This is a genomic window from Parabacteroides faecalis, assembly GCF_022809355.1.
GTDB classification, from domain to species: Bacteria; Bacteroidota; Bacteroidia; order Bacteroidales; family Tannerellaceae; genus Parabacteroides; species Parabacteroides faecalis.
Map to the genome: position 1 here is coordinate 25,529 of NZ_JAKZMM010000032.1, position 23,813 is coordinate 49,341.

Genomic DNA, 23,813 nt, shown 5'->3' on the forward strand with positions numbered 1-23,813 from the left:
AGAAATAATAATCGAGAGAATAAAACAATTCTTTACTTTTCATAAATACAAATGTCTGCTCAAAGTTCACTTCCGGAAATTCTTTTCAGCCGGTATTCATTGGGCGATATACCCATTATTTTCTTGAAAAAGCGACTTAAATAGGAAGAATCAGGGAAACTGCATATACTGGCTATTTCAGACAACGATAAATCCAGGTTATTTAACTGCACCATTACTTCGGCAGATAACTGCTCGTCAATTAATTGTTTGGGAGTCTTCCCTTGCGAATACGTAGCCGTGATCGCACATAAATAACGGGGCGATATACAAAGTTTTTCCGCATAAAAAGAGACTTGATGCTCTTTGAGTGCATATTCATGTACCAAATGCATGAAACGATGAAAGAGCATTTGCTTTCTGGTATAAGATTCTGTGGCAGAAATATACTGTCCCGGAATAGATGAAAAAATCCACATCAGCATACTTTGCAGATAATTCTCAGACAATCTCTCAACAAAAGGGCCCGATTTTCCGGAAAATAACATTTCTGCCATATCCATCCATAAATTAACCGACTTCCAACTTTCCGTATGTCCGTCTTTCCCATGTTCAAAATAAGGGAATTCGCGCATATAATTGAAATAAGTCGTATCCAAAGAAACAGCGACTTTCAAAAATAACGATTGAGGATAAAGTAGCAAACGGACTTGAAAATCTGCCGATGAATCCAGAAGATGCATAATACTTCCGTTCCAAAAAATCAATTCACACATCGGCTTTAAAGAGAAATGCTGTGCTCCTGTCGAGACAAGCGCCTCGCCTTGAGTACAAATCATTTGAACACCACAGGAAAACATCTGTGGCAACGGACGAAGAAAATCCAGATTTGTCTCTTCGTAATAAATGGAAGAAAGAGATGTCAGTTTAGCAAGATCCATCGAGCTTGGAATTTTATGAAACAAAAATAAGCCTTTTCAACCATATTCAGAAGTATTTTATTCCGATTATGAAAAATTCTGTAGAACAAACGAAACAAAAAGACTGCAACAGATTCTCTAATTTTGCCGCAAAATAAAAATCAACAATGGGTACAAGAAGAAATTCAAAACTATTCATTCTTATCTTTTTAGGAATGCTTACGGCTTTCGGGCCTTTCGTTACGGATATGTATTTACCAACGTTGCCCGCTATGTCACAGTTTTTCAATACCAGTTCATCATTCATCCAACTCGGATTAACAACCAGTATGATCGGACTGGCTGTCGGACAATTATTATTCGGTCCTTTAAGCGATAAATATGGCAGAAGATTTCCGCTTATCAGTGCACTAAGCTTATTCCTGATATCCACTATCGGATGTATTTATTCTCCAAACATCATCCAATTTGTTGGGTGGAGACTTATTCAAGGAATAGCCGGAGCCGGTGGAATTGTTATTTCCCGATCCATTGCAGCTGATAAATACAGCGGAAAAGAATTGGCCAAAATGCTGGCCATTATCGGAGCCATTAACGGAATAGCTCCGGTGGCTGCTCCAATTCTTGGAGGAACAATGGCCGATATAACAGGCTGGCAAGGCATCTTCTGGGTACTGTTTCTCATCGGAATCTTATTACTTGCCGGAAGTATTCATTTTAATGACACACTACCGGCCGAGAAACGGGGAAAGACAAAATGGATTGATGTCTATCACGGTTTAATTACAGTACTTCACAATCGCAGTTACGTTTGTTATATTCTTCAAAGTGGCTTTGCACAGAGTGTTCTGTTTGCCAACATTGCTTCTTCTCCCTTCATCATGCAACAGCATTATGGATTCTCTCCTTTTATGTTCAGCGTCTGCTTTGGTATCAACGCAATTGCAATTGGCATAGCTGCCGCTTCAGCAGCTAAATTCAGACATCCGGAACAAGCATTATATACCGGAAGTATAGGTATGGTATTAGCTTCTGTTTGTTTATTTATCGCCTTTTATTCCAATTGCAGCTTTTGGGTATATGAAACCTTACTCATTGGCTTGCTACTCATGTTAGGTTTAACGTTCACAGCCTCCAATACATTGGCAATGGATAGTGCCCGGTCTAATGCAGGTATTGCTTCTGCCTTATTAGGTGCTTTAGGTTTCGCTTTCGGCGGACTGGTTTCTCCTCTTGTCGGATTGGGGAACATTCTGATTTCAACCGGACTGGTATTTATAATAGGTTCATTAGGCTCTTTCATTTGCACATTACGAGCTTTAAACCGAAAATTCTCTTTGGCGAAAATACTCAAGACGACCCAATCATCCATGAATCTATAAATAGAAAAATCCCCTAAAAGTAACCGGCAGACAAGCAAACAGCTACTTTTAGGGGATTTATTATACCAGTGAATGATTCAGCAACTTTCTTTATTACTCACGGAAAGCCTTACAATAGGTAGTCATCAGGAAGAGACAAAGTCCTAATACGCCAACAACCAAATAAGCATATTCCAAATCAAAAGCTTTGGAAATAGCACCAATTAACACCGGAGCGACAAGAGAACCAACAAAACTAATGCTGGACAGAATAGTCAAAGCTATTCCAACCGGAGTATGAGACTTCGCTCCTACCAAACTATAAATAGTAGGCACAACACAGGAAATGCCTAATCCAACCAACATAAAGCCCAATGAATTGACAACTACTTTCAGAATCATATTGTCGAATACACCGCCTAATAATGCCGATACAAAGAAGCCAATGAATATAAAGGCTCCGGCTAATTGCAAGACTCGCTGCTTGCCCAAGCGACCATACGCCCAATTTGCCAAGAAACGTCCGACCGTCATCATCACCATAAATACCAAGAAGCCGATTTGAAGTGATTTAGGAACTTGCAATACGGATTCAAAGTAAAGGCCACTCCAGTCGAACATCGCACTTTCAACTATTAATCCGAACAAACCAGCTAAACCGAATTGAATCAGAATCAATTCCGGTTTACGGATAAAGCTTAATAAAGCGGGAGTTTCTTTCTGCCCCTTTTCTTCCTTAACTTCCACTTCTTCAAACTGACGAACCCGATCATCCTGCAAATAACGTCTGCCACAAAGGATAATCAATAGGATTAACAAGGCAGAAACAGAGAAATGGATAAAAGGAGGAACACCAGCCATAATCATAAAGAATCCGATAACGGCTCCCAGACAAGCAGCCAAACTCCAACCGCCATGGAAGGAAGCCATAATTGTCCGCCCAAACAGACGTTCGATAACTATACCTTGTGTATTCAACGATATATCGCACATATTCCAAAATACACCAAAGAAGAAAAGACAAGCTCCCAACGCATAAATAGAGGAAACAGCTCCTATCAAGAACAAAGACAACGCATATCCAAACACACTTGCCTGCACCATAATCCGACTACCTAATCGGGAAACCAGAAATCCTGCCAAAGGAATAGCTACAAACTTTCCCACCGGTATCAGGAACAAAACCAATCCCCAATAAAACACATCATACACATCAAACATCGCCTTCACATCCGGAATCCGGCTTGCCCAACTCGAAAAGCATAATCCTTGTGCAAGAAAAAACGACAGAACCGCATAACGGATCCGCTCTTTAGGATATGCCAATTGTTCTTTCATCTCCATATTTATCTTTTCATTTAATTAATAATTCACTTGCTGAACAGTATTTAAGAGAAAGTCTGTCACTTAAAAAACTCTTCGATTTTCTACTTATCCGATGAATAGCTTCTGTTACCACTAAACTGTGCTTATAAAAGTAGAATATGTAAAATAATCATTGCAAAGATAACCAGAAAAAACAGTACTTTTGTGTTCTACTTTAATACAATTATAGGATGAATTACGGATTTGTAAAGGTTGCAGCAGCTGTTCCTAATATACAAGTGGCTGATTGCATCTATAATATCACACAAATGGAGAAGATGATGCGTAAGGCTGCCGATAAAGGCGTACAAATCATCGTCTTCCCGGAATTGTCGGTAACAGGTTATACTTGCCTGGACTTGTTCCAACAAGATCTTCTGTTGAACAGTGCAGAAAATGCCTTACTCCAGTTAGCCGAAAATACGGCAGACTTACCTCTTTTGGCATTTGTCGGCGCTCCGTTACGGACAGACAACAAGCTGATCAATGCGGCCATTGCCATACAGGAAGGTAAAATCCTCGGAGTTGTGCCGAAAACCTATCTGCCAAACTACAAAGAGTTTCAAGAGAAACGTTGGTTTACTTCGGCGAATGACCTGGATAATGATTTTGTTGAGATCGGCGATCATTTCTATCCGCTGCAAAAGCAAATGATCATCATTGCAAATGATGTAGCTGTCGGCGTAGAAATCTGTGAAGACTTGTGGATGCCTGTTCCTCCCAGTTCCGAATTGGCAATGTTGGGAGCCAATATCATTGTGAATCTGTCAGCCAGCAACGAATTGATCGGCAAACATGCCTATCGTAAACAACTCGTAGCCCAGCAATCAGCACGTTGTATCTGCGGTTATGTGTATGCATCAAGTGGTTTCGGCGAATCGACAACCGACTTGGTTTTCTCGGGCAGTGCTTTAATTGCAGAAAACGGAGTTATTCTGGCTGAATCCAAACGATTCTCATTGGATGAACAATTAATCATCTCCGATATCGACGTCGAATATTTGTATCACGACCGTCTCGTATCTACCTCTTTCTCGGAAGGTTGTTTAGCCAAAGATACAGATCGGGGATTTGAACTGGAATTCATATTGCCGGAATACCGGAAAGAGACAGCCAACATGCTATCCAGAACCATTGATCCGCATCCGTTCACTCCTGAAGGAGCCGCTTTACGCGAACGCTGTGAAGAAATCTTCCAGATTCAAACAGCCGGTCTGGCTAAACGAATCGTACATGCGCATGCCAAGACGGCGGTTGTCGGTATTTCCGGTGGACTAGATTCGACACTGGCGCTTTTGGTAACCGTCATGACGTTCGACTTACTTAAGATTCCGCGTAACCGCATCATTGGAATTACCATGCCCGGATTCGGTACCACAGGACGAACCTATCGTAATGCTGTCAGTCTGATTCATTCTTTGGGCGTTACTTTCCGGGAAATATCCATCAAAGAAGCATGTATGCAGCACTTCCAGGATATTCACCATGATGCCAATCTACATGATGTTACGTATGAAAACAGTCAGGCTCGCGAACGTACACAAATTCTGATGGACGTAGCAAATAAGGAAAACGGTCTGGTAATCGGTACGGGCGATTTATCGGAGCTGGCTTTAGGCTGGGCTACCTATAATGGTGATCACATGTCGATGTATGGTGTTAACGGAAGTATCCCGAAGACATTAGTAAAATACTTGGTTGAATGGGTCGCACACAACCGGGTTGATGAAGATTCCAAAGAAACATTACTCGACATCCTGGATACGCCCATCAGTCCGGAACTGATTCCGGCAGACGAACAGGGAAATATCAAGCAGAAAACAGAAGATCTGGTAGGGCCTTATGAATTGCATGATTTCTTCCTCTATCATTTCATCCGTTTTGGCGCAACGCCTGCCAAGATTTACTATCTGGCTCAAGAAGCATTCCGCGGAGCTTATTCGGACGAAACGATAAAGAAATGGTTATATACATTCTTCCGTCGCTTCTTCCAGCAGCAGTTTAAGCGCAGTTGTCTGCCCGACGGCCCGAAAGTAGGAAGTATCAGTCTTTCCCCTCGTGGAGATTGGCGCATGCCTAGCGATGCAGCCGCGACTCTTTGGCTGAAAGAAATAGAGAAATTATAATAAAAGCAAAGAGAGTAATCATTCCGCTGATTACTCTCTTTGCTTTTATTGTTTACAGCACCTAATGAATTTCACTGGCTTTTATCCTTCATTCTTCCCTGCCAGCGGATGATTCTCTTCAAAGATCTTCAAACGTTCGTCCAACAAATCATACTGATGATCCTTGATGAAAGAAACACAAGCCCGCAAACCTTCCTGACGGCTACCGGTTGTTCCGAGTGAAATGGCACTGACTCCATAATACATCAATTCCTTCATCAGTTCCGAACCAGTCATGCCCGGATAAGCAATGGTAAAGTAAAAGCCATCGGCTATCGGCTGATCCAAATCATGGTCATAGACAATCTTGAACCCATGATCGGTAAATATCTTCTTGATGCGTGCAGCACGCCGGCCATATTCCTTTATTTCAGAGACGAAATCAAAAGTACCGTCTGCTGCCGCCTTGAACATAGCAGCCAAAGCATACTGGGCAGAATGACTTGTTCCTGAAGAAAGCGCATACAGTACTCGGTGAATATAAACCGTACCAAAGGTTCCACCGCCATAACGCTGCTTGAATCCCGGATAAGCCCGATGATATAATTTATCGGAAATAGCGGTCACACCGATACGCTGTCCTGCATAACTAAAGGCTTTCGAGCCAGATATCTGAAGAATATAATAATCGGTATAACGGGCAATCGTCGGCTGGTAAGGTGGTTCAAACGGTGTACCTAAGTTCTTGCGGAAATCCATGGCAAAGTAAGCCAAGTCTTCTATGACAATGACATCATACTTATTGGCCATTTCGGCAATAATCTTCAATTCATCATCAGTCAGACAGAACCAAGCCGGATTGTTGGGATTGGAATAAATAAGAGCCGCAATATTTCCTTTGCTCAGGAAGGATTCCAATATATCACACAACTTTTCTCCGCGATAATCATAGACATCAAAGGAAGCATACTTATATCCCATCACTGTAATCTGCTGCTTCTGTACCGGAAAACCCGGATCTATAAAGAGAATGGTATCTTTCTCTTCGGGATTACATTGCCCGCAAGTAAGAAAAGAGGCATACGTTCCCTGCATCGAGCCTGTTACTGGCACGCATCCTTCCGGAGATACATCCACATTGATGAAGGCTTTGATAAAACGGGAAGCCTGCTCTTTCAATTCGGGCAATCCGTTAATATTGGGATAAATCGAAGCAATACCTGCTTGCAAGGCCTTGATTTCGGCATCCACGCCTACTTGTGCCGGCTTCAAACCCGGTACCCCCATTTCCATATGGACAAACTCTTGGCCTGTCCGTTCTTCCAATTCGTTGGAGATAGCCACGACTTCGCGGATGGTGGCTTTACCGAAATCTGGCAAATGGTAGCTATCGATGACTTCCTGTGCTACCTGATAATCTATCGGAGTGTTCTTCATTTCAAGTTATATTTATACATTACAAAGGCAAAAGTAGGGAAAATATTTCTAATCTCCCCCGCTTTTGCCTTTCAATTTGTTCTGTTATTCCAGTTTACTTACGTCTTTTGTAAAGAAAGTCTTTCCATCTTTCTTCTGCTTCTCCCTGACTGAACATTTCATAGCGTGCCATCACAAACAACAGATCCGACAGGCGATTGATGAATTGCAACAGACAAGGCGGAACTTCGTCCTGTTTATTCAACGTCCACAGACGGCGTTCTGCACGCCGGGCTACAGTACGAGCCCATTGCAAATGAGCCGCAACGGGTGTTCCTCCCGGCAAGACAAAGTACGAAGTCTCCTTCATCTGGGCAGTCAGATGGTCGATCTGTTCCTCGCAATAAGCGGCCAATCCTTCCGGAAGTGGATTCGGATTCTTCATACGCAAGGCAGAAGGCGTTGCTACATGCGACATAACAACCATCATTTCCCGCTGAATATGTCCCAGCAGTTTCTGCCATTCATGATCAGCAGGAAGGAAAGTCCGGACAATTCCCAACAAGGCATTCAATTCATCCAGCGTGCCGTTCGCTTCGATCCGGATATCATCCTTATCAACCCGCTCGCCACCATGAATACCAGTCTTCCCTTTATCGCCACCTCGCGTATAAATCCTTACCATAATAAATGGTTTATCCTGATTAACGAATAGGCCGTGCTTCCACGCCCTCGAAAGTTATTTTCACCGGATTGATATGTCCTTGTTCGTCGAACGTCATCCGATCGATACAAGTCACACGATGATTTCCTTCCTTATCTCCCAACGGGCGACGGTGATAAACAATATAATATTCTTCCGTTCCCGGCACCTGAATCACCGAATGATGACCGGCTCCAGTAGCAACTTCGGGATCTTGCTGCAAGATTTTACCCAAGCGTTCGAATGGTCCGAACGGAGAATCAGCAATCGCATACGCTACCGAATAATCCGGACCCGTCCAGCCTCCTTCACTCCACATGAAGTAGTACTTACCATTCTTCTTAAACATAAACGGACCTTCCACGTATCCTTCGGGCGTTACTTCCTTATAGATTTCTCCATCCTCGAAAGGTTCAAGACCGGTAAAATCATCTTTCAGTTTTACCAGGTTGCAATGACGCCAGCCTCCGTAGTACATATAATAAGTTCCGTTATCCTGGAAGACAAACTGGTCGATAGGTTGTGCTCCGTTTACAATCTCATTGATCAACGGTTTTCCCAGCAAATCCTTATAGGGTCCTTCAGGACGATCGGCAACGGCAACGCCAATACCGCCAACTTCGCCTTCATGCACATCATTTGCTCCGAAGAAAAGATAATATTTCCCGTCTTTACTGATTACAGCCGGTGCCCACATCGCCCGCTTGGCCCACTTCACTTCCGTTGTATCCAGAATAGATTCATGTTTGGTCCAATTAACCAAATCTTTGGAAGAGAAGCAATCGAAATGTGTCTGCAACTCATACCGGTCGCTATACGTCGGGTAAATCCAATACGTATCACCATAAACGATTCCTTCCGGATCGGCATACCAGCCTTCAAACACCGGATTCCCGCTTTTAGCTAATACTTCTTCGGCGGGTTGCTCTTTCTTTGTCTGCCCGCAAGCAGCCAGGAAAAGAGCAGAAAGAGATAACACAGAGGTCTTCAGAATTAATTTGTTCATATTTATTGTTATTATTATTGATGAGCGTCGTATTTGATAGCCAAACCACCTTCGGCCGTTTCTTTGTACAAGCTGGGCAGGTCGTTACCGGTTTGCCGCATGACTTCTACTACCTGATCGAAGCTTACCCGGTGTCTTCCATCCGAGAAGTTCGAGAAGGTATTGGCATCCAACGCACGGGCTGCTGCAAACGCATTCCGTTCGATACAAGGAATCTGTACCAAACCGCATACCGGATCACACGTTAGTCCCAAGTGATGTTCCAATCCCATTTCGGCCGCATATTCAATCTGGGCAGGTGTTCCACCAAACAACTGACTGGCTGCTGCCGCTGCCATGGCACACGCAACTCCAACTTCGCCTTGACAACCTACTTCGGCACCGGAAATGGAAGCATTGGTCTTGACAACATTTCCAAACAAACCGGCCGTTGCCAAAGCTCGCAGAATACGCGAATCGCGAAACTCACGTGTTTCTTTCAGATGATATAATACTGCCGGCATGACTCCACACGAACCACAGGTCGGAGCTGTTACGATTTTTCCACCACAAGCATTTTCTTCAGAGACAGCCAATGCATAGGCATATACCAATCCCCTACTTTTGATACTGCTTCCATAGCCACGGGCACGGATCATATAATCAGAAGCTTTCCGGCGGATTCCCAGACCTCCGGGCAAAATGCCTTCGGCTTCCAGACCACGACGAACGGCTTCTTGCATCACTTCCCATACTTCAGCCAGATAATCCCAGATACCGGAGCCTTCGCATTGTTCTACATATTCCCAATACGAATACCCGCTTTTCTCACACCAAGCCTGGATATCACGGATATTGTGCATCGGATACACCTCCGTATCCGTCTTTTCATTATATGTTTCATTGGCCAGCGTACCACCGCCAATACTGTAAATCGTCCATGAATCCTGCTTGTTTCCGTTGGCATCAAAGGCTTCGAACAACATACCGTTCGGATGAAAAGCCAGAAATTCTTTGGGCTTCCAAATGATATCAGTCTTAGTCACCGGCGAAAGCACACCTAAAATGGCGGCATCCGTCATGTGACCTTTTCCGGTAGCTGCCAGACTACCGTATAAAGTTACTTCAAACCTTGCTGCCGAAGGATTTTTCTTCAGAAACATCTCGGCGGCACGCATCGGTCCCATCGTATGGCTACTAGACGGACCATGACCGATACGGAATATATGCCTGATTGAATCCATATTTCTTTCTTTTTAATTTCTGAACAAAGATAAGGAGAAAATCCGGAGATAACAGATGTTCCCTCTATAAAATCCGAGGATTTATTCAGAGAGAATACGACAGAATCTTTGTAAACCTGTTTACAAAAACCGGAAAGCATGGCAGATAAAAATTATTCGCCCCCGACAAATATATATTCGCCCCCAGCGAATACATGTTCGCCGCCGATGAATATATATTCGCCGAGGGCGAATATAAAATCACTCCTTATTTTCGGACTTTTATATCCCTAACTAAGCCAGTTTATCTGCCTATATTCAGAAATGAATGCCGCAATGCTTTGCCAGATAATCTGCCGTATCGTTCCACAGAGAATCCATCTGCGGATGATTCAAGTAAACAGGTTTCAGACGACGTTGCTTACAGGAAGCATACATTTGTCCTGTTTCCGACATCGGAAGTCCGTCTAACAACAAATGAACAGCCGTAGCAGCCCCTTGCTTCGGTGTGCGGATAAACGGACGGAAGAAGAGATCCGTCAACGGATCAAACCACATATCCATCCGGATAATATTCGTCGAAACGATACCCGGATCGGAAGCTCCGACCCAAATACCCCGCGAAGCTACTTCCAAAGCCAACTTACGTACAAAAAGCCAAAGGGCTAATTTCGTATTGCTGTATATCGGAATACGCCAGAACTCTCCTTTCTTCCCACGAGTGAAAAACTCAGGCGTAATCTGACCGATGGCATACGTACAAGAAACCATGCAGACAATCCGGGAACCGGCTTGCATCAAAGGCAACAGCTTACGTGACAAAAGATAAGGAGCCACATAATTTACTGCTACGGTATATTCCAGTCCGTCGGGTGTTTGCTGAAAATGCGTACACATGGTTCCGGCATTATTCATCAGCAAAGCAATTGGTTTCCCATCAGCCAGTAAGCTATCGGCTACGGCCATGACCGAACTCATGATCGACAAATCCACCTGCCGAACCTGTATATCCTGATTACCTGTCTCCTGCGCTATCTGATTCCGACGGATCGTTCCAGCCTCCAGACTGGAACAAAGCATAATGACTTCATAACCTGCCTGGGCAACCGCCTTCGTAATCTCAGAACCCATGCCTCCATCGGCACCCGTAATGACGGCACGACCTTTCATGACCGGGCTTCCTCCTCCAAGCGTTCGATTTCCTTTTGCAGGCTAGTTGGGATTTTCTCCTTCAGATGCTTATGACAGGCCATATCCAATGTGTACATACGGGCAATACAGAAGTTACTGTGACCGCAATCACAACAATAATCTTCTTCTGCCTTCATCCGATTGACCAAATCAGGCGTATTCAGCAAGGCCCGGCCCATTTGCACAAAAGGAAAGCCCAACGACAACACTTCTTCTATCTTCTTTCGGGATACCAGACCACCGACATAAACCAACGGAATACCCGGGACTTCCCGCTGAAACAGCAAAGCATCGTCCAAGAAATAAGCTTCTTTGAAAGGTACGGTCGGAATCATCCATTTACCCACCATCCGGACGCCCCATTTCAGCCACCAGCAATCCATATAATGAGTCATCGTCTTGATAGGCATAGCTCCACGCATGACATACATAGGAGCCTTACTTACGAATCCGCCACTCAATACCAATGCATGAGCTCCGTCTTCTTTCAGTCGGCGAGCCACCTGCAATGTTTCGTCCAATTCCATACCTCCTTTAAAGCCGTCGCGCATGTTCATCTTCACCAAGACAGCCAAATCATTTCCGGCAGCCTTCATTACTTCTTCCATTACCATATCCATAAAACGCATCCGATTTTCCAACGAACCGCCAAACTCATCTTTCCGATGATTGGTATAAGGCGACAGGAACTGACTGATCAGATATCCATGTCCGGCATGTATCTCGACAGCATCAAAGCCACTCTCGCGTGCCAGACGCACAGCATTACCGAATTCCTTCGCCATGGCGGGAAGTTCGTCTTTCCGCAAGCCACGAACAAAAGTCGGAGAATATAAATTGAATCCGGTAGAAGCACCGACCGGTGTTTCGCCACAAATACTTTTATGCGACATATTTCCGCAATGTCCCAACTGAATGCTGGCAGCAGCACCTTCCTTGTGTACTGCATCCGTCACCTTTCTCAAGCCAGGAACAATCTCCGGACGCATCCATAACTGACGATCGAAAGACAAACCACTGCGTGTCACTGCAGCATAAGCTACCGTTGTCATTCCGACACCACCAGCCGCTACCGAATGATGATAATCCAATAATTCTTTGGAAGGAACATTTCCCGGGCACATACTTTCAAACGCTGCCGAACGAATCGTCCGGTTACGCACGGTCAGCGGTCCTATCTTTCCGGGTGTAAATAATATCGAAGTCATATTAGAATATATAAGGTATTAAACATTTCCGTTTTCCGACAGCTTCCACACCGAATTCTTCACGGTATTTCTGGCGAATAGCATAAGCCCGGGGAGCCAAATTGGCAAACGTCCACCAGACAAATACCCAGGCAGCCGGCGAAGCAGTAGCCACAGCGAATCCGGTCCATTCCAACAATTCACCGAAGTAATTCCCGGATGTCACCCAATGATACAACCCTTTCTGCGGTAAATAATGCCGGGTGTCGCCCGGCTGACGCAAATGGCGGATCACATAATCAGAATGCCAGTTGATTCCCATTCCCAGGAAGAAGACAATAATTCCTATCCAGCAATTAATCCGGCATAAATAAGCCGACGAATACAATTCTTCCGGAGCCAAAAAGAAAAGCCATTCTCCCTGAATATATCCGTTCAGCAAATTAAATACCACACCCATCAGCATGATAGCAACAGGCATCCGGCTCTTTCCCTTCATCAGAAAAGGAAAGACAAAAGAACGCTGGAAATAATGCAATTCAAACAAGAGAAAAAAGAGGAAAGGAACAGACAAAACAGACCGGTCACTCTGAAGCCACAAAATTAGCATGACGAAAAAGACAGGAGCTTCCATCAGCAACCAGCCTATTTTATTCGGGATAGAAAATCCCCATTGCGCTGTTCTGAACATGCCATAGCCAGCTTTCACAAAAAACAGTGCAATAAAAACAATCAACCCGACAGCAGAAAAACCGATCAATATCTGGTGAAATAATTCTATACTCATAAGCCAAAAGAATGTTGTAAACGCAAAGTTAAAAGAAATAAGGAAGAGGCCTTCCCTTTACTCATAAAAATCAAGGAGTAATCAGAAAAAGTTACCACTAAAAAGGAATTAGGGAATTGAGTTTCTGAAGTCAACTCAATTCCCCAATATAGATCAAGAATTAAATATATAGTCCTATTTATTTCTTAGCATCAACCAAACGTTCTTTTAACTTGGCCAACATATCACGAGTCATAGAATCCAAATCATATTCCGGCTTCCAACCCCATTCTTCGCGGGCGCAAGTATCGTCCAATGAGTTAGGCCATGATTCAGCAATAGACTGACGCAATGGATCTACGGCATATTCCATCTTGAAATCCGGTAAGTATTTCTTGATGCTGTTATAAATGATTTCCGGATCAAAGCTCATAGATGCAATATTGAATGAATTACGATGTACAAACTTCGAAGCGTCGGCTTCCATGATTTCAATAGCAGCACGCAAACCATCCGGCATATACATCATATCCATAAATGTACCGGCAGCGATCGGGCATTTGAATGTTTCACCTCTAACTGCAGAATAATAAATATCAACAGCATAGTCGGTTGTTCCACCACCCGGAGGTGTTACATAAGAAATCAAACCCGGGAAACGAACTGAACGAGTATCCACACCAAAACGGATATTATAATAATCACTCAATAACTCTCCGGAAACTTTCGTTACACCATACATCGTTCTCGGATTACGGATTGTATCCTGAGGAGTTTTGTCTTTCGGAGTATTATTACCGAAAACACCAATTGAACTCGGAGTAAATACGGCACAATGCATTTCACGAGCTACTTCCAATACATTGAATAATCCGCCCATACCGATCTTCCATGCCAACTGAGGCTTGGCTTCTGCAACAGCAGATAATAAAGCCGCCAGATTATATATAGTATCAACCTTATAACGAGAAACGGTTTCTGCGATCTGTTGTTCGTTTGTAATATCAACAATGGCAGAAGGTCCCGACTCTAATAATTCGCCTTTAGGTTCTGCTCCCGGAATATATCCTGCAACTACATTTGCTCCGCCATAAATACCTCTCAACTTCATGGTTAGTTCAGAACCGATTTGTCCGGTTGAACCAATAATTAATATATTCTTCATTTTACATTTGAGATTTAAGTTATCTGCGAACAAAGGTAGAAGAATAAAAATTGTTTTTACATGATTTTCTTGATTTTTTTCGCCTGTTTCTCAAAAAAAAATAAGAACTTTGTTTCGTTTAGTCAAAAACAAAACTTTTTCCGCAAGATTCAAATAAAAAATATTTGTTTCTTTACGGTATCTTAATCTAGAACCATTAAATATATATTATCATGTACGGAAAATTTAAGGATTTCTTAGCTGCAGAACTGGCAAACATCCAGGCAGCCGGCTTGTACAAGAATGAAAGAATTATTACCACTCCGCAGCGTGCCGACATCAAGGTAAATGCAGGAAGCGATGTTTTAAACTTTTGTGCGAACAATTATCTGGGTCTTTCTGACAACAAACGCTTGATTGAAGCATCCAAAGCTGCCATGGATTCTCATGGATACGGAATGTCTTCAGTCCGTTTCATTTGTGGTACTCAAGATCTTCACAAGCAATTGGAAGCAGCAATCTCTGATTACTTCAAAACAGAAGATACTATTTTATATGCAGCTTGCTTTGATGCAAACGGTGGTTTGTTTGAACCTTTATTTACAGAAGAAGATGCTATCATTTCAGATGCTTTGAACCATGCCTCTATCATTGATGGTGTTCGTCTGTGTAAGGCAAAACGTTATCGTTATGCAAATGCAGACATGGCAGACTTGGAACGCTGTCTGCAAGAAGCACAAGCACAACGTCATCGTATCATCGCTACAGACGGTGTATTCTCTATGGACGGAAATGTAGCTCCGATGGATAAGATCTGTGAATTGGCAGAAAAATATGATGCGTTGGTTATGGTCGACGAATCACACTCTGCCGGAGTAGTTGGACCGACAGGTCATGGCGTTGCCGAACAGTTCAATTGCTACGGACGTATTGATGTATTTACCGGAACATTAGGAAAAGCCTTTGGTGGTGCTATGGGTGGTTTCACAACAGGTAAGAAAGAAATCATCGATATGCTTCGTCAGCGTTCTCGTCCATATCTGTTCTCTAACTCTGTAGCTCCAGCTATCGTTGGTGCAAGCTTGGAAATGTTCAAGATGTTGAAGGAAAGCGATGCCTTGCATACGAAATTAATGGAAAACGTTACTTACTTCCGCGATAAGATGATGGCTGCCGGCTTTGATATCAAACCTACTCAATCAGCTATCTGCGCAGTAATGCTATATGATGCTAAGTTGTCACAAGACTTTGCAGCCAAGATGCAAGAAGAAGGTATTTACGTAACAGGTTTCTATTATCCGGTTGTTCCGAAAGGTCAAGCTCGTATTCGCGTACAATTGTCAGCTGGTCATGAAAAAGAACATCTTGATAAAGCAATTGCAGCCTTCATCAAAGTGGGTAAAGAATTAGGCGTTATCAAATAAGAAGTAACTCTAAAAGTACAAACATATCCATTATTAATATAAACGGATATAACATACCTATAAAAAACTCCTGGGAAGTAAATTCTCAGGAGTTTTTATTTTACCATACTGTATCAAGTATACATTTACTCTACTGAACTGACAGAAACAAAAAAAGATGCGCCCAAAAATTGGACGCATCTCTCTAATTAATTACTTAAGCTAATAATATATTATTTATTGTCTGCACGCATAATAACAACGCGGTTCCAGCTATTTTCGCTATAAGGCTGTTCTTCGCAACCCTTCCATTCAATTGTGATGCGGCTAGAATCGATACCATACTTTTCAGTCAATTCTTTAGCAACGGCTTTAGCACGTTTTTCAGACAACTGCATGTTATAATCAGCTTTACCAGTCTTCTTGTCAGCATAACCAATCACCTTAATCGGAGTATTGTTAGCCTTCATATATTCAGCTGTATTATAGATATTGATATGCTGGTTCTTATCGATCTTAGAACTGTTCAGACGGAAGAATACAACATTGTCAACAACATTGTTAACGACCTCTGTAACTGTTTCTTTACATTCAGGACAAGAAACCGGGCGTTTGCTCAATTCTTCATTTTCAGCACGCAAAGCATTGATCTGGCTATTCAAGTCGTTCAGCAAGTCATAATCCATTGGTTCAAGAACTTCGAAATCAGTCTTACCCAATTTGAATGTCAAACCTGCGCTCAATTGAGCAATACCATCAGTTAAGTGATACATGCTTACACGGTTGAATTGTTCGTTCAACAAAGAACCTTGAATTTCAACGTTCAAATCAACACGCTTGCTCAAACGGAATGCAGTCAAGATACCGGCATTCAATGTCGGAGATTCCGTTCTAGCACGTTCAACAGCTTCTGTTGTTTTGAAACGCTGAGCATAACCAAAACCGACCCAAGGAATCAAACGGAATACTTTTTTCTCGTTGTACGGAGCCCAGAAATTAGTAACATCCCACAACAAATCAACATGAGCTGCTACATATTTATTATGCTGCATATATGCTTGTTCTCCTTCAAAACCATGCAGAACACCACCGTTAATCTGTGTTCTGAATGCCAAGTACGGATTAAACCATTTACCGAAAGAGAACTGAGGAGCAAAATTAAGACGACTACCAAAGTCAGCCTTATTATTTTGGTCACCTAACAGCATACTAGCACCACCAGCTATAGAAATAAACCAATTATCTCCAGCTTTATTCTTTTTGAAATTGGTCTTATAGCCTTTTTCTGTGCTAAACCCAACTTGGGGTTTAAACTCCTGCGCTGTAGCATTCAATACGAACCCTGACAGCAACGCTAATAATAACGCTTTTACTTTCATAATTTATAAACTTTTAAATGAAACAATTCACTATTTAATTAAATACAAAATTAATGTATTTCTATATATACAACAAACAAAAGCGAGAAATGTTTTTACACTATTCAAAATAATTCAATATTCTGTAACCGCCTTCACGTAAATAAGACTCTTTTTTCATCAATTTGATATCACTCACCATCATATCATGTACGAGATCCTCTAACGTATACATCGGTGTCCAACCCAATTTTTTCTGTGCCTTTTCTGCATTTCCAATCAAAAGATCAACCTCTGTTGGACGAAAATATTGTGGATCTACTCCCACGACGATACTTCCGATACGTTGCTTAAACTGATCCAGGTATGATTCCCCTACTACATTCTTAAATACGGTTTCATTGACACCAGCCAATAAAGCCACTTCATTCACACCTTTGCCTTGAAATTCCAAATCTGCTCCAATCTCAGCAAAAGCCATTTTCACAAAGTCTCGAATAGAAGTAGTTACTCCAGTGGCAATAACATAATCATCAGGCTGATCTTGTTGTAGAATTAAATGCATGGCTCTGACATAATCTTTAGCATGTCCCCAATCTCGTTTTGCATCTAAGTTTCCCAAATAAACTTGCTTCTGAATACCTAAAGCGATACGGGAAACAGCCCGTGTGACTTTGCGTGTCACAAATGTTTCTCCCCGCAAAGGAGATTCATGATTAAAAAGTATTCCATTGGAAGCATGCATCCCATAGGCTTCCCGATAATTCACCGTAATCCAATATCCGTATAACTTAGCAACAGCATAAGGACTTCTCGGATAAAAAGGAGTAGTTTCTTTCTGCGGAACCTCTTGTACTAAGCCATATAATTCAGAAGTCGAAGCCTGATAAATACGAGTTTTATCAACCAACCTTAACAGACGTACTGCTTCTAAAATACGAAGCACACCTAAACCATCAGCATTGGCTGTATATTCAGGTGTATCAAAACTTACCTTCACATGACTCATTGCCGCCAGGTTATAAATCTCATCAGGCTGTACTTCTCCGATAATACGTGTCAAGTTCAAGCTATCCGTTAAATCCCCATAATGAAGCACTAAATTCCGGTTTTCAACATGTGGATCTTGATAAAGATGATCAATGCGGTCGGTATTAAACATAGACGAACGCCGTTTGATACCATGTACTACATAGCCGTTTTTTATCAAATATTCTGCCAAGTATGCTCCATCTTGTCCGGTAATACCAGTTATTAATGCTACTTTTCCCATGTCTTACTATTTTCTATATACCATTTATACAATCGATCTATTCCTTCTTCCAACTCAATCTGGTGATGCCACCCTAAAGCATGCAGCTTACTTACATCAGTGAGCTTACGCAAAGTTCCATCCGGTTTGGATGAGTCAAATTCTATCACGCCAGTAAAACCAACCGACTTGCAGACTAATTGAGCAACTTCACGAATAGAATGTTCTATTCCTGTACCTATATTTATATGAGTATTCCGGATAACAGTATCTTGCCCTTTACACAAATCGGCAAAATCAATCCGTTCCATAATATAAACAGATGCATCCGCCATCTCTTCACTCCATAAGAATTCTCTTAATGGAGTTCCGGTTCCCCATAATTTCACACAACCGGAGAAAATACCATATTTAGCCAACACCTGTTCTATCTCTTTTTCACTTGACTTTCCATCGACTCCTTCAACCGGACGATGATTCAAATCTTCACGCACAGATATCCAATCAGACTGCGTTAAACAATTGGCCAAATGAATTTTCCGTATCATAGCAGGCAGCACATGCGAGGTTTCCAAATCAAAATTGTCATTAGGACCATACAAATTGGTTGGCATAACTGCTATATAGTTAGTTCCATATTGCAAGTCATAACTCTCACACATTTTTAATCCTGCTATCTTCGCAATGGCATACGGTTCATTCGTATATTCCAAAGCTGAAGTTAAAAGACAATTCTCAGTCATAGGCTGAGGTGCTTCTTTAGGATAAATACATGTACTCCCTAAGAACAGAAGTTTCTTCACATTGTTCAGGTATGAGGCATGAATCACATTGTTTTGAATCATCAGATTCTGATAAATAAAATCAGCCCGATACCGGCTATTTGCCATAATTCCACCCACATGAGCTGCGGCCAGAAAAACATATTCAGGTTTTTCTTCTTCAAAAAAACGATAAACAGCCGATTGATCAGTCAGGTCTAATTCTGCATGTGTCCGCAATACGAAATTATGATAACCTTTATTTCGCAAGTTATTCAAAATCGCTGAACCAACTAAACCTCTATGCCCTGCGACAAATATTTTACTATTCTTCTCCACTATCTTTTTCCTTGATAAGCTGCAACAAATATTGTCCGTATTGATTTTTAACCATAGGCTTAGCAATTTCCTCTAACCGGCTCTCTTCAATCCAACCGTTTCTAAAAGCAATTTCTTCCAAACAAGCTACTTTCAGACCTTGTCGTTTCTCTATCACCTCGATAAAAGTAGAAGCCTCCGAAAGCGAGTCATGGGTTCCTGTATCCAACCAAGCAAAACCACGTCCCAATAACTGTACCTTTAGTTTGCCTTCCTGCAGAAATTCCTGATTGACAGTTGTAATCTCCAATTCTCCCCGTGCAGACGGTTTTATCTGTTTCGCAATCTCTACTACTTTATTCGGATAGAAATAAAGTCCTACCACAGCATAGTTAGACTTGGGTTTCTTCGGCTTCTCTTCTATACTGATTACATTTCCTTCCTGATCGAACTCTGCAACACCGTATCTTTCCGGATCATTTACATAATATCCGAAGACGGCTGCTTTGCCTTCCTGGTCTACTACCGAAACAGCTTGGCGCAACATGGAAGAGAAACTCTGTCCGTAAAAGATATTATCTCCCAAGACTAAACAAACTGAATCGTTACCAATGAAATCTACACCAATAATAAAAGCCTGGGCCAAACCATCCGGTGAAGGTTGCTCAGCATATTCGAACCGAACTCCATAATCACTTCCATCACCTAACAAACGTCGGAAACCCGGTAAATCTTGTGGAGTTGATATAATCAATATATCCCGAATACCAGCCAACATCAATACCGATATCGGATAATAAACCATAGGCTTATCATATATAGGTAACAACTGTTTCGAAACTCCTTTCGTTATAGGATACAAACGGGTACCAGATCCTCCAGCTAAAACAATTCCTTTCATATATCCATTACAATTTTAATACAACAAACATAATTAAAAAAAGATTATCCGCCATAGAAGTTTGAGAAAAATAAAGCGAAGCATAAAAATAGAAGGTCTATAAATCATAAAGAGGATCTTTTCTCAAAGATCCTCTTTACAGGTTTTTAATAGGCATTAGTCTTTAAGGCAAAAAGATTGTTTAGGTTATCTGTCGCAAAGATAGGACCTTTTAATTTTACGATCCAAATAAAAATATATATTCTACAACACCTTTTTAAAAAATATCTAAAGTTTATTAGGTTTAAGCCCGGTTCTTTTAATAATTTATGTTATACAAAAAACTAAGCTTTCATTTCATAAGAGTATTATACACCCTCATTCACCTATTAACCATCTCTATTACAGGCTCCAATAAGCCATATTCTTAATCTTATGACGATATAATCCTTTAATATCTCCTAAAACTGCTTTCTCATTAGATAGTGAAATAAAATAATTTTCATCCAACAAGATATAATCTTTATGAGCAACAGCAACGACAATTGCATCATAATCCTTACCTGGCTGCTCTTTCAATTCAATCCCATATTCTTGTTCTACGGCTAATGGAGAAGCATAAGGATCCACTACATCGACTACGGCTCCAAAGTCCATAAACTCGCGGACCATATCTACAACTTTCGAATTGCGTATGTCCGATACATTTTCCTTAAATGTTACTCCCATCACCAAAACACGGGCATGAAGAATATTTTTTCCTTGCGCCAAGACTTTCTTCACTATTTTCTTAGCGATATATCGTCCCATGGAGTCATTTACAAACCGACCGGAGTTTATCATCTTGGGATGGTATTGCAACTCTTTTGCTTTATGTACCAGATAATACGGATCAACACCGATACAATGGCCACCCACCAAACCGGGATAAAAATGCAAGAAGTTCCATTTTGTTCCGGCAGCTTCCAAGACATCAAAAGTATTGATACCCATTCTATCAAAAATGATTGACAACTCATTCATCAAAGCGATATTGACATCGCGCTGGGTATTCTCAATAATCTTGGCAGCTTCTGCAACCCGAATTGATGAAGCCTGATGCAAACCTGCCTCTATGATCAAACCATAAACTTGTTTGATTTCAGACAGGGCTTCATCATCACAGCCGGAAACAATTTTTACCGTATTCTGCAACCTATGCACCTTATCTCCCGGATTTATCCGCTCGGGTGAATAACCTATCTTAAAATCCTGTTTACACTTCAATCCGGATATCTCTTCCAACAGAGGGACACAATCTTCTTCTGTACAACCCGGATAAACTGTCGATTCATAAACCACATAATCTCCCGGATCAAGTACAGACGCAACTGTTCGGGTTGCCAACAACAAGGGTGTCAGATCAGGCTCATTATGCTGATCAATCGGAGTCGGGACAGCGATGACATAAAACGAAGCTTCCTTCAGTTTGTCCACAGAAGATGTAAATTCTATATCTTTCCCCTTCCATTGCGAAGATTCCAGTTCTCCATTCGGATCAATACCTTCCCGAAGTTTTGCCAAACGATCTTCATTGATATCGTATCCTATCACAGAAAGTTTATCGGCAAACCCCATTGCCAAGGGTAATCCGACATATCCCAATCCCACAATTGCTATTTTCTTTTCCTTATTCTTTAACGCAGCAAACATAAATATCCATCCTATTTAATATGACCAGGCTTTTTGATTAACGGCCGCTTCCATCCGATCCTCGATTGAATCCGGCAGTGAGGCAAAGAAATCTATTTGCGTCAATCGCTCCACACTGTCAACCGGCACCATCAACGTCCGAAGGGAAGTCTTGCCATAATCCTTGTTCTCAAATATAAACCCGACAGCTTCGTATTTATTGTCCTGGATCATACAAATTACTTTATAAAACTTTTTCGGGATAGCGACACGATTTTTCCCCAAGCGTTTCAAATCCGGTGTCAATACCGGTCCTGTCGCAATCAGTAGTTTCCCGTTATCTGCCGCCCACATCCGGCATTGTTCTTCCAGGTCTTTCCAAACACCTCGGTTTAGACCCGGCTTTTGGGGAGTAATGTTACTTAAGTAAAACGATTCGCGCATCGCTTGTGCCGACCATTTCATATCTCCTGCCGGAGCCAGATGTCCCCGGTCATACCCTGTACGGGTATAATCTCCATTTTCGGCAGAGACACCTTTCACCATCGGATCTCGTACAAATTTATTGGAGCGTTCGGCAGCATTACTTTTTGCTTCCTGGCTTGTCAGTTCATAAGCTACCCAATTGGCTACCCGATAATCGGAATTATAAGAAACGGTATATCCTTTATGACGGATAACTTGCTCCGTACAAGATTTTGGACATACCGGCAATTCTGCCCCTTGCTGAAAACGGACTGTCTTCGATTCAGATGTTTTTGGCAACTGACTCTCTAAAGGTTTGACGATTTTATCCTTCACCTCCGAGACGGCATTTTCTACCGTCTTATCCTTCTGCTTAATATCCGGTACCCAATCACTGAACTTCTTTATCGACCAGTCTTTATCGGCGGCGTAATCCGATACTTTCTCATATACAAACAAAACCCCAGCAAGTATAACCACAAAGAAACAGGCTGTATAAAACAGATGTTTCAACGAAGCGATGACGGCTGTTCCTCGCTTACTGCTTTTCTTCTTCCGAGCTGATGAAGTGTTTTTCTTTTTTACCATTACTTCTTTAAAACAAAAAAGTCCGTATATCTATTCGTAAAATAGTTATACAGACAGGACATATTTTAATTGATCAAAGTACGTAGGATGAGACTCGAACTCACACGCCGTAACCGGCACTACCCCCTCAAAGTAGCGTGTCTACCAATTCCACCACCTACGCATATCAAAATGCGTAGTGCCCAGAACAGGACTCGAACCTGCACGACCACAAAGCCACTCGCACCTGAAACGAGCGCGTCTACCAATTCCGCCACCTGGGCATTTCACTACAAAAATAAAGCGGTCTCTTACCGCTCCTTCTCAGAGCGGAAGACGGGACTCGAACCCGCGACCCTAACCTTGGCAAGGTTATGCTCTACCAACTGAGCTACTTCCGCGTTGACGGGTGCAAAGATAGACATATTTTTTTACCCTCCAAAATTTTCTTTCTTTTTTGAATAGTATAATTCGATAAAGATATCCAAAAGACATCGATTTTAAACTGATAATCAACCAATAGGAATACAATCTAAAAAGTGTTAACAGCCATATCTGAAGCAAGAAACAAAATCCCCGGCATCTTTTGTGAAAAAGCCGGCGTATTTTCATCAAAAGCCGGCGTAAATTGATGAAAAGCCGGCGTATATTTTTATACAACCCGCCAGGCTTGAAATCAGCATGACTATGCCTAAATTTACTTTACACTTTTTTGATACGTTACTAAAAAACTCTACAGATAAAATAAGTCTTACTAAAAGGCTTTACATATTACCTTTGCAAAGATAAAAAA

19 protein-coding genes and 3 tRNA genes are annotated in these 23,813 nt (G+C 41.9%); 3 read left to right on the plus strand and 19 right to left on the minus strand.

Annotation, left to right across the window (positions count from 1 at the left end; all coding sequences use genetic code 11):
* Window positions 1-59: 59 nt before the first annotated feature.
* Complete coding sequence (locus MUN53_RS12345) at window positions 60-920, minus strand: helix-turn-helix domain-containing protein (RefSeq protein WP_243325723.1); 861 nt, start codon at window positions 918-920, stop codon at window positions 60-62.
* Window positions 921-1,066: 146 nt separating this feature from the next.
* Between MUN53_RS12345 and MUN53_RS12350 the strand changes: the two genes are divergently transcribed.
* Entirely contained in the window at window positions 1,067-2,281 is a 1,215-nt protein-coding gene (locus tag MUN53_RS12350) for a multidrug effflux MFS transporter (RefSeq protein WP_243325724.1), read from the plus strand.
* Between the two features lie 93 nt (window positions 2,282-2,374).
* Here the strand turns inward: MUN53_RS12350 and MUN53_RS12355 are convergent, their stop codons facing one another.
* The gene (locus tag MUN53_RS12355; RefSeq protein WP_394803076.1) at window positions 2,375-3,598 is read right to left on the minus strand and encodes an MFS transporter; all 1,224 of its coding nucleotides are present in this window, start codon (window positions 3,596-3,598) and stop codon (window positions 2,375-2,377) included.
* Between the two features lie 218 nt (window positions 3,599-3,816).
* On the opposite strand from MUN53_RS12355, the gene MUN53_RS12360 reads away from it, so the two are divergent.
* Window positions 3,817-5,751, plus strand: coding sequence for an NAD(+) synthase (locus MUN53_RS12360; protein WP_022455982.1), 1,935 nt, complete (start codon window positions 3,817-3,819; stop codon window positions 5,749-5,751).
* A gap of 81 nt (window positions 5,752-5,832) precedes the next feature.
* Here MUN53_RS12360 and MUN53_RS12365 read toward each other — a convergent pair whose 3' ends face one another.
* From MUN53_RS12365 to MUN53_RS12400, 8 genes are all read right to left on the minus strand, one after another.
* Window positions 5,833-7,167: an aminotransferase class I/II-fold pyridoxal phosphate-dependent enzyme gene (locus tag MUN53_RS12365; RefSeq protein ID WP_243325726.1), complete on the minus strand. Its 1,335-nt coding sequence runs from the start codon at window positions 7,165-7,167 to the stop codon at window positions 5,833-5,835.
* Window positions 7,168-7,261: 94 nt separating this feature from the next.
* Window positions 7,262-7,831 carry a cob(I)yrinic acid a,c-diamide adenosyltransferase gene (locus MUN53_RS12370; RefSeq protein WP_022455980.1) on the minus strand — a complete coding sequence of 190 codons (570 nt, stop codon included), beginning with the start codon at window positions 7,829-7,831 and terminating at the stop codon, window positions 7,262-7,264.
* A 19-nt stretch (window positions 7,832-7,850) separates the two neighbouring features.
* Window positions 7,851-8,855 carry a glycoside hydrolase family 43 protein gene (locus tag MUN53_RS12375; RefSeq protein ID WP_243325728.1) on the minus strand — a complete coding sequence of 335 codons (1,005 nt, stop codon included), beginning with the start codon at window positions 8,853-8,855 and terminating at the stop codon, window positions 7,851-7,853.
* Window positions 8,856-8,869: 14 nt separating this feature from the next.
* Window positions 8,870-10,078: an L-serine ammonia-lyase gene (locus MUN53_RS12380; RefSeq protein ID WP_243325730.1), complete on the minus strand. Its 1,209-nt coding sequence runs from the start codon at window positions 10,076-10,078 to the stop codon at window positions 8,870-8,872.
* 297 nt (window positions 10,079-10,375) lie between these two features.
* Window positions 10,376-11,227, minus strand: coding sequence for an SDR family NAD(P)-dependent oxidoreductase (locus MUN53_RS12385; RefSeq protein ID WP_243325732.1), 852 nt, complete (start codon window positions 11,225-11,227; stop codon window positions 10,376-10,378).
* Window positions 11,224-12,456 carry an NADH:flavin oxidoreductase gene (locus MUN53_RS12390; RefSeq protein WP_243325734.1) on the minus strand — a complete coding sequence of 411 codons (1,233 nt, stop codon included), beginning with the start codon at window positions 12,454-12,456 and terminating at the stop codon, window positions 11,224-11,226. The genes MUN53_RS12385 and MUN53_RS12390 overlap by 4 nt, the downstream gene beginning before the upstream one ends.
* 1 nt (window position 12,457) lies before the next feature.
* Window positions 12,458-13,222 carry a DUF1295 domain-containing protein gene (locus tag MUN53_RS12395; protein WP_243325736.1) on the minus strand — a complete coding sequence of 255 codons (765 nt, stop codon included), beginning with the start codon at window positions 13,220-13,222 and terminating at the stop codon, window positions 12,458-12,460.
* A gap of 178 nt (window positions 13,223-13,400) precedes the next feature.
* Complete coding sequence (locus MUN53_RS12400) at window positions 13,401-14,366, minus strand: NAD-dependent epimerase/dehydratase family protein (protein ID WP_243325737.1); 966 nt, start codon at window positions 14,364-14,366, stop codon at window positions 13,401-13,403.
* Between the two features lie 212 nt (window positions 14,367-14,578).
* On the opposite strand from MUN53_RS12400, the gene kbl reads away from it, so the two are divergent.
* Window positions 14,579-15,769 carry a glycine C-acetyltransferase gene (gene kbl, locus MUN53_RS12405; protein ID WP_243325740.1) on the plus strand — a complete coding sequence of 397 codons (1,191 nt, stop codon included), beginning with the start codon at window positions 14,579-14,581 and terminating at the stop codon, window positions 15,767-15,769.
* 212 nt (window positions 15,770-15,981) lie between these two features.
* Here the strand turns inward: kbl and MUN53_RS12410 are convergent, their stop codons facing one another.
* From MUN53_RS12410 to MUN53_RS12450, 9 genes are all read right to left on the minus strand, one after another.
* Entirely contained in the window at window positions 15,982-17,127 is a 1,146-nt protein-coding gene (locus MUN53_RS12410) for an OmpA family protein (RefSeq protein WP_243325742.1), read from the minus strand.
* A 100-nt stretch (window positions 17,128-17,227) separates the two neighbouring features.
* Window positions 17,228-18,379 (minus strand): GDP-mannose 4,6-dehydratase, encoded by a 1,152-nt coding sequence (gene gmd, locus MUN53_RS12415; RefSeq protein ID WP_243325744.1) that lies wholly within the window; start codon window positions 18,377-18,379, stop codon window positions 17,228-17,230.
* Window positions 18,367-19,458, minus strand: a complete 1,092-nt coding sequence (locus MUN53_RS12420) for a GDP-L-fucose synthase family protein (RefSeq protein WP_243325746.1) — start codon at window positions 19,456-19,458, stop codon at window positions 18,367-18,369. Before MUN53_RS12420 ends, gmd begins: the two co-directional genes overlap by 13 nt.
* Window positions 19,445-20,338, minus strand: coding sequence for a glucose-1-phosphate thymidylyltransferase RfbA (gene rfbA / locus MUN53_RS12425; protein WP_243325747.1), 894 nt, complete (start codon window positions 20,336-20,338; stop codon window positions 19,445-19,447). Before rfbA ends, MUN53_RS12420 begins: the two co-directional genes overlap by 14 nt.
* Window positions 20,339-20,719: 381 nt before the next feature.
* Window positions 20,720-22,009, minus strand: coding sequence for a nucleotide sugar dehydrogenase (locus MUN53_RS12430; RefSeq protein WP_243325749.1), 1,290 nt, complete (start codon window positions 22,007-22,009; stop codon window positions 20,720-20,722).
* Window positions 22,010-22,024: 15 nt separating this feature from the next.
* Window positions 22,025-23,041, minus strand: coding sequence for a DNA/RNA non-specific endonuclease (locus tag MUN53_RS12435; protein WP_243325752.1), 1,017 nt, complete (start codon window positions 23,039-23,041; stop codon window positions 22,025-22,027).
* A 79-nt stretch (window positions 23,042-23,120) separates the two neighbouring features.
* Window positions 23,121-23,204: transfer RNA gene (locus MUN53_RS12440), tRNA-Leu, on the minus strand.
* Window positions 23,205-23,220: 16 nt separating this feature from the next.
* Window positions 23,221-23,304, minus strand: a tRNA-Leu gene (locus tag MUN53_RS12445).
* Window positions 23,305-23,348: 44 nt separating this feature from the next.
* A tRNA-Gly gene (locus MUN53_RS12450) sits at window positions 23,349-23,421 on the minus strand.
* Window positions 23,422-23,813: the final 392 nt, after the last annotated feature.